The organism is Aquitalea sp. FG25 (assembly GCF_057809375.1).
In genome coordinates this window covers 77,461-89,624 of sequence record NZ_JBMDJV010000022.1, presented here as the reverse complement: position 1 = coordinate 89,624, position 12,164 = coordinate 77,461, and the positions used below count along the sequence as shown (strand labels likewise).

Here is a 12,164-nt window from a genome sequence, read left to right as displayed (position 1 = left end):
TGGGATGAATGATCATTATCATCCCCTCTATTTGGTAATCCTAAGGGTGTCATTACATTAACCCCAACTAAGGGGGAAGGGGGCTCCCCGGTAAGATTCAAACTAAGATATCCTAAAGATACCCTTAGTACTCTCTTTAGGTATTTCCTAAGGATTTCCTGAGTGATGGGATGAATGATCATTATCATCCCCTCTATTTGGTAATCCTAAGGGTGTCATTAAGGGGGGCAATAGCTATCTTTTCGGCGTTATGGACCAGCCCCTTCGGAATGCCTACGATAGATAACATCATCAGACAGGGAGTGACCCAAAATTCTCTTGGTCAAAATCTTGTCTATCCCCTGTCGTTCCAGTAGAGGTCAATGCCTAGCGCCCATTGTCACCTGGAGGTAACGACAAGTCGAATACCTGGATAACTTCAGGATATCCATCGGCATCTCTTGCCGCATCCTGTTGCCAGTCTCTGGGCTGGTCACTGAGTTCTCCCTCCGCAGTACCTCCCCGCTTTTCGCCGGTCTTAATCTTTACTCAATCATCCCGCTTTGTTGAATCCGTTTGATGCCGCATCAGTGCCCCATGGGTGGCGGGCTGATGGCTGACACGGAGGCAGCTTCACGCGGGTTCACCAAATAAGGAAACTACAATGAAACGTACCCGTAATGGTCGTTCCCTACTGTTCACTGTCAATGATGTACCAACTGCCAAGTTGTTGCTCCTAGGCTTTACCGAAGACGAAGTAGACATCATCCATAAAGTTCGCCGTGTCCTGCCGTACGAGAAGGACTCCAAGACTCCTAGCCTGGATGCTCGGAAGCTGTGGGAGAGGATCGGTAAGCCCTATAGCCGATTCAATGCGTGGGCTGAGTCCTACGTCAAACCCAAATTGGTATCGGGTACTTTTGCAGAAATTTCTGTAAAAGGGTCAGTCACTACGGGACGCCCACGTACCGACTACATCTTGAGCCGCGATCTTGCAGCCAGTCTTGCCATGCAGGCCAACACCAGTGAGGGAGAACACATACGTAGCTACTTCTTGTTGATGGAACGTGCTGTTGTGCGTCTCGCTGACTACAACCCGATCCGAGCCAGTCAGATCGTCGCGACTGACAATGCGTTGACTAATGCCACCCTGAAAATAGCAGGTGACCAACTGAAGGCAGGGATCATCACCCACCTTGAAGTCAGATCAACTGCAACAAAGTTGGAATGCCACATCAAGAGCCTTGCCAGTGAAATCATCACAGGCTGTCCTGCTGGTGAATGGAGGGTGATTCTTGGCTGTGGCCGTGGTATCCGTGATGTGCTAGAGCCTGCAGACCTGAACCTCTATCGCAGCTGCTATGAAATGCTGGTGGGGCTGGTTGTGGCAGGCATCACTGCTGATGATGAGCTGATCAAAATGGTGTCACCCATGTTCGGTAACAGGATCGATGCTGATAGCTACTTGGCTGGCTGTGATCCTTGCGAAAGCATCGCGGCATAACGCGCCACTGTTGTCCGCTTGAAACGACGAAGGACACCGTTTTGGTGTCCCTCCAGTTCTGTCTTTTTGTAACAAATAAAATATCTATCTTGAAGCAAATATTCACACTTGGGGATGTTGCCACGTTTGGAACGTATACCGATTCTACCCAACTTACATAAGGAGGTGCCGCTGCATGAAAACCGGTAAAATGCAAAAGTCATTCATGCGGGGGCATCGTAATGAAGAATCCATCAGAGCAGCTATCAGGTATCCTTGAAGATTTCTATTTCTTCGACACTATCGAAGGAATTGAGTCAATGCCTGGCTATGTGCGTAGGGTTGATAGTAGTGTAGATAAATTTGATGACATCATTGGTTGGTATCATCTGAAAGACAAAATACAGATTTCCTGTCAGAAAAAAGACTGCAATACCCGCCATGGTCGTGGCTATTTGATTCGGATTGTTTCCGGTGGAGTGACAAACATCGGCCATGTCTGTGGGGAAAAATTTGATCCGGAGAATTTTATTGTTCGTGAAAGAATGGCTAAGAATAAAATTCGTCACATGGAGCAAGTGCGTTATGTGACATCACTTAAAAATGATGAGAGGCTCTATTGGGGTATTGTTGAGCAGATTGAGCTGGCAGGGAGAAGGTTAATGAATAAAAAGGGCCGATTCAAGACGAGTATTGAAAATGGTGAGAAAATATTCGGCACGCTTATAAGCATGGCAAAGAAAGAAAGTTATACGGTCACCCGATTAAGAACTTTGACAGATGAGGAGTTTAAAGAGGTTAAGAAATTTCAGGAGCGTCCTTCGCGCACCTTCTACGAGGAGATTGGGAAGATTACCAATGGCGCTTGCTTTGCCACTGATGAAGCTTCTATTTATCTTTCAGCCAAAAAAGCAGCCACTAGCCTGCGTAATATTGAAGTAGATAAAAGCACTACTGACGAATTGCTTAAGGTGGCAAATGCGGTTCGCGATATTCCAATAATGCTAGAAAAGCTGGCAGCAGCTGATGCTGAGTTCGATGCATTTTCAGCTAGTGAGAATAATATGCAACTGTTAGCTTATATTGTCTAGAAGTTGTGTAATGTTTATCTGATGGGGATATATAAGGTAGCCCCATCACAGCACTCCTTTGTTCATCACTCTAGCTACCTCTACAAGATGTTCGACATCATCCAGACTGGCGGCTGCTTGCAGGTAGGTCTTCCCTGCCTCAGTCTTCATTGACTGGCCCATCAGTTCGGCTATGCGTTGTTCCAAGACACCCGCACGGTGGCAGCGAGTGATGGCTGCGTTGCGGTGGGAGTGGAACACCAGCTTCTTGCCCTCAGCATCTAGCAGTAACTCCGGGTGATGTTCGAGCATGTAGCGCCGGTACGCTGTGGACATCGCCCCAGAGTCACCACGGTACTTCTCATTGCTGGCGAAGAGGTGTGGATCAGGTTGCCAGCCTTTGGGCCACATAGGAGTGGGGACAAAGCGGCGTGACTCTTTGGTCTTTAGGGTTCTGCGTTCGTTGTCCTTCACCCGAATACCTACGACCTTGCCACCTTGCGTAATAAAGTCCTCCGGTTGCAGCCCCAGAATCTCATTCAGCCGCATCCCTGTGAGTGCTGCGATGACGATCGCTTGGCTCAGTGCCGGGTTGTTGGCTTCATCCTTTATACAGTGCTGGATCAACTGCTTGGTTTGCTCTGGCCTGTAGGCCCCACGGTCACTGCCATCCTCCTTCAGGGACATCATGCGGGTTAGCTCATTGCTGCCAATCCGCTTGGTCTCTGCTCGTTTCATCACTGCTTTGCAGACGCTGATGTACTTATTGATGGTGACCGCATTGTTATCGTTATCAACGAAGGCATCCTGCAGGCTCTCCCAGTCGGCAAGGCTGCGATTGGCACAGTCAGTTGAGCCATTCCATGCGCTCTTCATGGCATTGGTGATTGATCGGGCGTACTCCCGGTTATTCCTCTCAGTCATCGGCTTCCAGCGACCTGCCTTAAGGTTTGCTTGTGCGTACTCCTCGAACAAGGTGAGGAAGGGGACTTCAGGATGTGAGGCTGCCACAGGGGCCGCATAGGCTGGCAGTGTTGGTACTGGGGCTGGCTCATCCTGCTTAGCTAGTTCCATCAGTTGACTGAGGCTTCCCGTCTCGTGGGCCTGCTGCTGGGCCTGCAAGACCACCATGTGTGCTTGTGCCTCCATACGTGCGCTGGAGAACTCTGGGCCGGTGGCATAGCGGATGATGCTCTGGCAGTTCTTGATGCCGGGAGTGATATCAGCAGGGGAGAGCAGGCCCTCATTAAGCGATGCCTGGGCCATCTCACGGATGATTTTCTTGTAGGAATCCATACTGGATACTTTAACTGTTTTGACTGAAGTCAGGGCTGCGAACAGTTTTGCAAGGCGAGCCGATGCCAAAGCTAGATCGGAGGTCTGCAGTGAGAGCTTGATACAACAGGGTTTGGAGCCTAGAAGGCGAGTGATGCGCGAATAAATCCTGAAGCGGATGAAAAAATTATCGCCGGAGTCGGGGTACTTCTTGGGCGTAGGTACACGTTTAGGTACACAAACAGGTACACAAAGTGTTCTGGCAAAGCGAGGCCTAGATTTGTATGCTGCATCTAAGTCATTGATATTGTTGGCGCACCCGAGTGGGATCGAACCACTGACCTTCAGCTTCGGAAACTGACACTCTATCCAACTGAGCTACGGGTGCGCTGTGGTGTTGCGGTAAAGCAGGGCGGATCATAGCGCAAAGGGCATGTCCGAGTCCAGTGTATGGTTTTTGCCTTGCTTCGCGGCTTACCGTATAATCCCATCCCATCTTAATTGTCATTTTTTTCAGGCGAGGCTCGAATGAGTAATGAGAACGGAATGGCTCCCGGTCAGATCATCAAGGTCCTGGTTGGCGTCGTTGTTGGTCTGGTAGTGGCGATCTGGTTGCTGGCCAAGCTGGCGACCGGTGGTTACAACGTTGATGCCGAAGTCATGACCAAGGAGGCTATTGCTGCTCGTCTGAAACCGGTGGGTGAAGCCAAGGTTAGCGATGCCCCTCCGGGAATGCGCACTGGCGAGCAGGTGTTCAAGGCAATCTGTATTTCCTGTCACGGTCAGGGTTTGGCTGGTTCGCCCAAGTTTGGTGATGCCGGTGCCTGGGGCCCGCGTATTGCCAAGGGTTGGGATATGCTGACCCAGCATGCGCTGCAAGGCTTCAATGCCATGCCGGCCAAGGGTGGCGCGGCTGACCTGACCGATGATGAAGTAAAGCGTGCGGTTGCCTATATGGGTAATGCCGGTGGTGCCAAATTCACCGAGCCTCCGGTGGGTGGCGCAGCGGCTGGTGCTGCGGCTGATCCGGCCGTTGTCGGCAAAAAGATTTACGAAAGCGTGTGCGTTGCCTGCCACGGTAGCGGTGCTGCCGGTGCGCCGAAGTTTGGCGATAAGGCTGCCTGGGCTACCCGTACCCAGGTTGGTATGGATGAGGTGGTGAAGATTGCCACCAAGGGCCTGAACGCGATGCCGCCCAAGGGTGGTTTCGGTGGTAGCGATGCAGAATTCCGTGCTGCTATCGAATACATGGTGAACAGCTCCAAGTAAGTCTGGAGTGTTTCCACAGAAAACGCGCTGCTTGCAGCGCGTTTTTTTATAGCGGTACGCTGGGCTGCGTCAGCAGTTTAGTCTTCGGAGGGTTTGGCGGTTTTTTCTGCCAGCATGGCGGTCAGGCTGGCCAGCCGTGATTTACCCTCGCTTTTGCTGACGACGGGTTCTGCGCCCGGTCGGCCGAAATGGCGCAGATCGCTGCCATCTATTTCGGCGATGAAGCGTGAAGGCTCGACAAACTGCCATTCCCCGGCTCGGCGGCGTTTTACGCAGTAGCTCAGCGTGAGCATGCGTTGGGCGCGGGTAATGCCCACGTACATCAGTCGTCTTTCTTCCTCCACCATGCCGTTATCTACCGATTCGCTGTGTGGCAGAATGCCTTCCTCGGTGCCTACCAGGAAAACATAGGGGTATTCCAGGCCTTTGGAGGCATGCAGGGTGGACATTTTTACCGCGTCGACTTCGCCTTCATCCCGCCCTTCCAGCATGGTGATCAGGGCGATGGTCTGCGACAGCTCGATCAGGTTCTTGCCATCGGCCTCGCCCTTCTTGGCCAGCCATGCCACCAGCTCCAGCACGTTTTTCCATTTGGTTTCGGCAATGCGCGGGCTGTCCTCGCTGTCATACAGCCAGGCTTCATAATTGATGGCCTTGACCAGTTCCATGGCCAGTTCACCGGCCGGTTCGCGGGTGACCCGGTATTGCAGGCGGTTGATGAACTCGCAGAACTGGCTGAGCGGCTCCAACTGTGCGCTTTGTACCTGCACGCGAAAGCCCGGTTCGAAGGCGCTGGCAAACAGGCTTTTGCCGCACTGCCCAGCCCAGCCGCCCAGTTTTTCCAGCGTTCCGGCACCCACACCGCGCTTGGGGGTGGTGACGGCGCGGATGAAGGCCGGGTCGTCGTCCGGGTTGGTCAGCAGGCGCAGGTAAGCCAGCACGTCTTTGATTTCCGGTTTGTCGAAGAAGCTTTGTCCGCCGGCCATCTGGTAGGGAATACGCTGATTGCGTAGGGCCTGCTCAAAAATGCGGGCCTGGTAATTGCCGCGATAGAGGATGGCGTAGTCCTTGAACTCGGTGTGGTATTCAAACTTGTGCGCCATCAGCCGCTGCACCACCAGTTCGGCCTCGTGCTCTTCGTCCTTGCATTGCACCACGTGGATTGGTTCGCCCAGGCCCAGTTCGCTCCACAGCTGCTTTTCAAACAGCTTGGGGTTGTTGGCGATTACCGCGTTAGCCGCGCGCAGGATGCGGGCGGTGGAGCGGTAGTTCTGTTCCAGCTTGATGATGCGCAGCTGCGGGTAGTCCTGCTGCAGCAGGCGCAGGTTTTCCATATTGGCCCCGCGCCAGGCGTAGATGGACTGGTCGTCATCGCCCACGGCGGTGAACTGGCCACGGACACCGGCCAGCAGTTTCACCATCTGGTACTGGCAGGTATTGGTGTCCTGGTATTCGTCGATCAGCAGGTAATGCAGCTTGCCCTGCCATTTGAGCAAGATCTCCGGGTGGGTCTTGAACAGTTGTACCGGCAGGCGGATCAGATCGTCAAAATCCACCGCCTGATAAGCCGTCAGCGTGTCCTGATAGGCCAGATAGGTGCGGGCGCAGATACTTTCCCACTCCCCTTGTGCTTCTACCAGCATCTGGTCCGGGCTTTTCAGATCGTTTTTCCACAGCGAAATCTGGCTTTGTACCTTGCGCACTTCGTCCTTGTGCGTGCTTTTGAGGATGTCGGCGATGATCTTGCCGGCATCAAAAGCATCCAGGATGGAAAACTGCGGCTTGTAGCCCAGATGGGTGGCTTCTTGCCGCAGGATCTGCATGCCCAGCGAGTGGAAGGTGGATACGGTAATGCCACGGATTTCCTGGGCGGTGAGCAGCTTGCCCACCCGTTCCAGCATTTCGCGTGCTGCCTTGTTGGTAAAGGTGATGGCGGCGATATGGCGGGCGGGGATATTGCCGTGGCGGATCAGGTGGGTGATCTTGAAAGTAATGACGCGGGTTTTGCCAGAACCGGCTCCCGCCAGCACCAGCAATGGGCCGTCAAGGTGATGGATTGCTTCGCGTTGCGGTGGATTGAGCTGTGGTGCGGACATGGATGGAGTTCCGGCGGTGAGGCTTGGCCGTTGCAGCCTGCGGGGCGGCTGCGTGCGGCGTAGCATCGTGGTAACCAAGGCCGTGCATTGTAGCATGCGGTATCATGAGACTATCCGTGGTCGGTCGAAACATGGCCTGCCGCATTGTCAGAGGTGAAGATGGCAACATACGCAATCGGTGATATCCAGGGCTGTTTCGGCCCGTTCCAGCAATTGCTGCGCCTGATCGATTTCAATCCGGGCAAAGACACGTTGTGGCTGACCGGTGATCTGGTCAATCGTGGTCCGGAGTCCCTGCAGGTGCTGCGCTGGGTATTCCAGCAGCAGGACAGGGTGCAGATCGTGCTGGGCAATCACGACCTGCATTTGCTGGCCGTGTCAGAAGGTTTTGGCAAGCTGCACCGCAGCGATACCGTGGATGACATTCTCAATGCTGCCGACGGCAAGGTGCTGCTGGACTGGCTGCGCTGTCAGCCATTGATGATTGCCGAGCACGGTCATGCCATGGTGCATGCCGGCCTGCTGCCGGAGTGGAGCATAGACCGGGCCTTGCGCCTGGCCGAGGAGGTGGAGGATGGCCTGGCCGGTCCGTATTACCGCGAGTTCCTGTCGCGCTTGTATGGCAACAAGCCCACCCGCTGGTCGGATGAACTGAAGGGAGCTGAGCGTCTGCGTGTGATTGTCAATGCCATGACCCGCATGCGCTTCATCACGCGGGACGGAGAGATCGATCTGGCCTACAAGGGCGAGCGCGATGGCGCGCCAGCCAACTTGATTCCCTGGTTCGAGGCTAAGGGGCGGCGCAGCAGTCATACGCCCATCATTTGCGGCCACTGGTCGGCACTGGGCCTGCATATTACCGAAGACATCCTGTCTATCGACAGCGGCTGCCTGTGGGGCGGTAGCCTTACTGCACTTCGGCTGGAGGATAGGCAGGTATTTTCGCTGCCGTGTCCGGTGTATCGGGAAGTGGTAGCCTGAGCCCCAGGCAAACTTCTCGAAATGCCCGTTCCGACAGGGCGAAGCGGGTGGTCAGCTCGCCTTCGCCCGCCTTGAGCGGCTGGCCGTAGGTCAGCGCCACTTCAATGGCTGGCTGCGCCAGAATCAGCTTGATGCTCTGCCAGAAGGTGGTGTCACCGGCATAGGCTGGCGCAGTGGTCAGGCTGCCGTCCGGCAGCTGGTAGCGCATGGATACCGGCTGTACCGTGCTGCGTGAGGGCAGGGCTGCTTCAAACAAGGAGGCCTTGAATGGCAGGATACCGCTGCCATCCGAGGTGGTGGCCTCCGGAAACACTGCCATGCAGCTGCCCTTGCCCAGCGCATCGGCCAGCAACTGGTTCACCCGGCTGGCATCACGGCGATTGCTGCGGTCGATAAACAAGGTGCCGCCAGCATTCACCACCCAGCCTATCAGCGGCCAGGAGCGGATTTCACGTTTGGCAACAAAGCGCGACACGGTGCAGCTGCTGAGCACAAAAATGTCCAGCCAGGATACGTGGTTGGCCACCAGCAGGGTATTGGGCGGGTAGAAGCCGGGATTCACCCCCTCCACCCGCACCGTGATGCCGAGAATCTTCAGCAGATGCCCGGACCAGCGGCGTGTCACCACGGCCCGCTCGGCCTGGGCCAGATGCGGATAGCGGGTCGCAACGATAAAAATACCCAGGGCAATGTGGCTGACCAGGCGCAGCAGGCGGCTGGCGCGGGTAAGAAAAGACGTAGTGGCAGTTGACTTCAAGATACGCGGCGCTTCATGTGCGGGTTTGAGTAATTTGCCACTCTAGCATGGCTGGCATAGCGGACAATAGTAGGAACTTCGCTGTCCCTGTCGTATCTGCCGTATCGGACTGCTACAGATGCGACAGGCTTCCTCTTGCCGGTCGTACACATAGTAGTCCTGCTGAAAGTAGCCGGACTTGCCATCCGTATTGACGAAGTCGCGCAGCGTGCTGCCGCCCGCCTCGATGGCCAGCCCGAGCACCCGTTTGATTTCGGCGGCCAAGCGCCGGCAGTCGGCCAGGCTCAGGTCGCGGGCGGCACGGGTGGGATTGATGCCGGCATGGAATAAGGATTCATTGGCGTAGATATTGCCCACGCCCACCACCACATGATTGTCCATGATGGCCAGCTTGATGGCGGAGCCGCGCTTTGCAATGGCGGCATGTAGGATGTCGCCGTCAAAACCGTCGGATAGTGGCTCCGGCCCCAGGTCTTTTAGCAGCGGGTGAAATTCCAGCGGGCCCACATGCCACAGCATGGCACCAAAACGACGCGGATCACGGTAGCGCAGCACGTGGCTGCCCAGCTTCAGGTCGATGTGATCATGTTTCTGCGGCGGGGTATCTGCCGGTACGTAACGCAGGCTGCCGGACATGCCCAGGTGGATCAGCAAGGTTCCGCTATCAAAATGAACCAGCAGGTACTTGGCACGGCGCGTGACTGCGCGTACTGTCAGACCGGCAAGGATGGTGTCCAGTTGTGGGGGCACTGGCCAGCGCAAGCGGCCTTCGCGCACAATCGCACCTTGCAGGGTGGCACCATCCAGATAAGGCGCAACACCGCGACGGGTTGTTTCCACTTCGGGCAGTTCGGGCATGCTGCTTTCGCTTTCAGGACAAGATTGACTAGATCAAATAACCGAGCGTGCTATTCTACGCGTTCAACCGGCACAGACTCCATGCGAATGAAACCGCTGAATCGATCCCTTTCCCTGTTGCTGGTGCTGCTATTGTCAGCCTGCACCAGCATAAAGTCCCCCTTGCTTGCCAAGCAGCCGGCCACCAGTACCGAGCAAACTGCGGATGATGAAACCGCTGCCGCAGCTGAGGATAATTCCAATCTGCCCCGGCTGGAGCTGACGCCGCAAATCGTCTATGGCGTACTGGCCAGCGAAATTGCCGCCCAGCGTGGTGCCGCTGGCTCATCTGCCGCAACTTATCTGGACCTTGCCCGCCAGACCAGAGACCCGCGTCTGGCGCAGCGTGCTGCCGAATTTGCGCTGTTCTCCGGCCAGCTCAAGGATGCCGCTGATGCGCTGGCGCTATGGATGGAGCTGGATCCCAGCTCGCAGATCCCGCGCGAACAGCTGTTCATCACCATGCTGCGTTCCGGCAAGCTGGCAGAAAGCCAGCCGCTGGTAGAAGACCTGCTCAAGCGCGAGCCGCAACGCGCTCCGGACATCTTCGTGCAACTGGCACGGCTTACGGCGCGGCAGAATGACAAGCAGGCTGCCTATGCGCTGGTCAATCGTTTGGCCAGCCAGTACCCGGATTTGCCAGAAGCCCGCTTTGCCGTGATTGCGGTGGCTGCAGAAGTGAATGACGATGCCACCATTCAGCGCGAATTCGACCGGCTGGCACAAATTGCCCCCAAATGGGATTTGCCGGTTGCCTGGCAGACCGACCGTCTGCGTCGTATCCGCCTGGGGCAGGCAATAGACTTCCTGCAGCAGGAACTGGCCAGGCGGCCGGATGCCGGGCTGGAGCTGCGCATGGCTTATCCGCGCCTGCTGGTGGGGGCCAAACGCTTCCCGGAAGCACGTACGGCGTTTGAAGCGCTGCTACGGCAGAATCCGGATAACGCGGAACTACTTTATGCATCTGGTCTGCTAGCCTATCAGCTGCGTGATCTGGCTGCTGCCGATCAGCGCTTGACAGCTGCGCTACAGCAAAGACATCCGGAGCCTGACTTCATCCGTTTCACCCTGGGGCAAGTAGCCGAAGACCGCCAGGACAAGGCGATGGCCCGGCAATGGTATGAAAGCGTGGGGGCCGGACAGCAGTTTTTGCCGGCGCAGGCCAGACTGGCTGCGCTGGATGCCGAAGCAGGCCAGCTAGATCAGGCCTTGCAGCGACTGGCACCACTGGGGCAGGGCGAGCAGGAGAAAGTCCAGCTGGCCATGCAGCAGGCGGAGCTGGCTCGCCATGCCAAGCGCTACGACCTGTCATTCCGTATTTTGAGTCAGGCACTGGAAAACTGGCCGCGTTCGCCCGAGCTACTGTATGACCGCGCGCTGGTGTCCGATCAACTGGGTAATCTGGGGGATGCCGAACGCGACCTGAAAGCCCTGCTCAAGGAAAAGCCGGATGACCCGCAGGCACTGAATGCCCTGGGCTATACCCTGGCCAACCGCAGTAACCGCCATCAGGAAGCCCTGGGCTATATCGAAAAGGCCCTCAAGGCCGATCCTGACAATCCGATGATCCAGGACAGCATGGGCTGGGTACTGTTCAAGCTGGGGCGCACCGAAGCTGCGCTCAAATATCTGGAGCGCTCCTATACCGCCATGCAGGACAGCGAAGTAGCCGCACACCTGGGCGAGGTGATGTGGAAACTGGGTCGCAAGCAGGACGCACTCAGTCTGTGGCGCCAGGCCCTGGCCAAAGACCCGGACAATGAAACGCTGCAGGATGCGCTCAAGCGCTTTCATCTGCCATGAAGCAAGGCATTACCATGGCATGGCTGGCCGGCAGCCTGCTGCTGACCGGCTGTGCCAGTGAAACTGTGTTTCGGCCAACTGCCACGAGTAGTTCGGCAAGGCAGGATCAGCCCTTCAATGTCAGTGGCCGCATTTCGGTCAATATGGATGGCAAGGGCTCGGTCGGCCAGTTTGACTGGACGCACCGGCTGAATGACGACCTGCTGTCGGTCAACAGCCCGCTGGGCACTACGGTGGCGCGCCTGCAGCGGAATGCGGCTGGCGTCAGCCTGCAGGCCGATGGCAAAACCTGGCAGGCGTCCGATGTTGAATCCCTGACTCAGAATGTGCTGGGCTGGACGCTGCCGCTGGGTAATCTGGTGTGGTGGATACGCGGCCTGCCAGCTCCCGATGCCCCTTATCAGTTTGCCGAGGACGGCAGTTTGGCCCAGCAAGGCTGGACCATCCGTTTCGTCAGCGATGCTGACACTCCCTCTCCCTATCCCAAGCGGGTGGACATGCAGCGCGACAGACTTACCTTGCGCCTGCTGCCGCAGAACTGGCATTAACCCCCC

At 56.2% G+C, this 12,164-nt stretch carries 11 protein-coding genes and 1 tRNA gene; 6 read left to right on the top strand and 6 right to left on the bottom strand.

Annotated features, from left to right (window positions below; genetic code table 11):
* On the bottom strand, positions 1 to 182 hold a 182-nt coding region (locus ACODR9_RS18360; RefSeq protein WP_488811061.1), incomplete at its 3' end, for a hypothetical protein.
* 461 nt (positions 183 to 643) lie between these two features.
* Here ACODR9_RS18360 and ACODR9_RS18355 point away from each other — a divergent pair.
* Positions 644 to 1,483 carry an antA/AntB antirepressor family protein gene (locus ACODR9_RS18355; protein WP_488811059.1) on the top strand — a complete coding sequence of 280 codons (840 nt, stop codon included), beginning with the start codon at positions 644 to 646 and terminating at the stop codon, positions 1,481 to 1,483.
* A gap of 221 nt (positions 1,484 to 1,704) precedes the next feature.
* Entirely contained in the window at positions 1,705 to 2,553 is an 849-nt protein-coding gene (locus ACODR9_RS18350) for a hypothetical protein (protein ID WP_488811058.1), read from the top strand.
* A gap of 45 nt (positions 2,554 to 2,598) precedes the next feature.
* On the opposite strand, the gene ACODR9_RS18345 is transcribed toward ACODR9_RS18350, so the two are convergent.
* Together ACODR9_RS18345 and ACODR9_RS18340 are read right to left on the bottom strand one after the other, a co-directional pair.
* Positions 2,599 to 3,828 carry a tyrosine-type recombinase/integrase gene (locus tag ACODR9_RS18345; protein WP_488811056.1) on the bottom strand — a complete coding sequence of 410 codons (1,230 nt, stop codon included), beginning with the start codon at positions 3,826 to 3,828 and terminating at the stop codon, positions 2,599 to 2,601.
* 290 nt (positions 3,829 to 4,118) lie between these two features.
* A tRNA-Arg gene (locus tag ACODR9_RS18340) sits at positions 4,119 to 4,195 on the bottom strand.
* 140 nt (positions 4,196 to 4,335) lie between these two features.
* Between ACODR9_RS18340 and ACODR9_RS18335 the strand changes: the two genes are divergently transcribed.
* Positions 4,336 to 5,076, top strand: a complete 741-nt coding sequence (locus tag ACODR9_RS18335; protein WP_488811054.1) for a c-type cytochrome — start codon at positions 4,336 to 4,338, stop codon at positions 5,074 to 5,076.
* Between the two features lie 77 nt (positions 5,077 to 5,153).
* Here ACODR9_RS18335 and ACODR9_RS18330 read toward each other — a convergent pair whose 3' ends face one another.
* Positions 5,154 to 7,172: a UvrD-helicase domain-containing protein gene (locus tag ACODR9_RS18330; protein ID WP_488811052.1), complete on the bottom strand. Its 2,019-nt coding sequence runs from the start codon at positions 7,170 to 7,172 to the stop codon at positions 5,154 to 5,156.
* 159 nt (positions 7,173 to 7,331) lie between these two features.
* On the opposite strand from ACODR9_RS18330, the gene ACODR9_RS18325 reads away from it, so the two are divergent.
* On the top strand, positions 7,332 to 8,153 hold the full coding sequence (locus ACODR9_RS18325) for a symmetrical bis(5'-nucleosyl)-tetraphosphatase (protein ID WP_488811050.1): 822 nt from the start codon (positions 7,332 to 7,334) through the stop codon (positions 8,151 to 8,153).
* On the opposite strand, the gene ACODR9_RS18320 is transcribed toward ACODR9_RS18325, so the two are convergent.
* Positions 8,080 to 8,910: a lysophospholipid acyltransferase family protein gene (locus ACODR9_RS18320; protein ID WP_488811048.1), complete on the bottom strand. Its 831-nt coding sequence runs from the start codon at positions 8,908 to 8,910 to the stop codon at positions 8,080 to 8,082. The two genes, ACODR9_RS18325 and ACODR9_RS18320, sit on opposite strands and share 74 nt — an antisense overlap.
* A gap of 42 nt (positions 8,911 to 8,952) precedes the next feature.
* Complete coding sequence (mutM, locus tag ACODR9_RS18315) at positions 8,953 to 9,768, bottom strand: bifunctional DNA-formamidopyrimidine glycosylase/DNA-(apurinic or apyrimidinic site) lyase (RefSeq protein ID WP_488811046.1); 816 nt, start codon at positions 9,766 to 9,768, stop codon at positions 8,953 to 8,955.
* 87 nt (positions 9,769 to 9,855) lie between these two features.
* Between mutM and ACODR9_RS18310 the strand changes: the two genes are divergently transcribed.
* Positions 9,856 to 11,610, top strand: a complete 1,755-nt coding sequence (locus ACODR9_RS18310) for a tetratricopeptide repeat protein (RefSeq protein WP_488811044.1) — start codon at positions 9,856 to 9,858, stop codon at positions 11,608 to 11,610.
* A complete protein-coding gene (gene lolB / locus ACODR9_RS18305; protein WP_488811042.1) occupies positions 11,607 to 12,158 on the top strand; it encodes a lipoprotein insertase outer membrane protein LolB in 552 nt (183 codons plus the stop codon). The genes ACODR9_RS18310 and lolB overlap by 4 nt, the downstream gene beginning before the upstream one ends.
* The last annotated feature ends 6 nt before the right edge of the window (positions 12,159 to 12,164 follow it).

Excerpts from the sequence above, each read along its gene's own strand:
- ACODR9_RS18355 (WP_488811059.1), top strand. The coding sequence starts at position 644 with ATGAAACGTACCCGTAATGGTCGTTCCCTACTGTTCACTGTCAATGAT.
- ACODR9_RS18350 (WP_488811058.1), top strand. The coding sequence starts at position 1,705 with ATGAAGAATCCATCAGAGCAGCTATCAGGTATCCTTGAAGATTTCTAT.
- ACODR9_RS18345 (WP_488811056.1), bottom strand. The coding sequence starts at position 3,828 with ATGGATTCCTACAAGAAAATCATCCGTGAGATGGCCCAGGCATCGCTT.
- ACODR9_RS18335 (WP_488811054.1), top strand. The coding sequence starts at position 4,336 with ATGAGTAATGAGAACGGAATGGCTCCCGGTCAGATCATCAAGGTCCTG.
- ACODR9_RS18330 (WP_488811052.1), bottom strand. The coding sequence starts at position 7,172 with ATGTCCGCACCACAGCTCAATCCACCGCAACGCGAAGCAATCCATCAC.
- ACODR9_RS18325 (WP_488811050.1), top strand. The coding sequence starts at position 7,332 with ATGGCAACATACGCAATCGGTGATATCCAGGGCTGTTTCGGCCCGTTC.
- mutM (WP_488811046.1), bottom strand. The coding sequence starts at position 9,768 with ATGCCCGAACTGCCCGAAGTGGAAACAACCCGTCGCGGTGTTGCGCCT.
- ACODR9_RS18310 (WP_488811044.1), top strand. The coding sequence starts at position 9,856 with ATGAAACCGCTGAATCGATCCCTTTCCCTGTTGCTGGTGCTGCTATTG.
- lolB (WP_488811042.1), top strand. The coding sequence starts at position 11,607 with ATGAAGCAAGGCATTACCATGGCATGGCTGGCCGGCAGCCTGCTGCTG.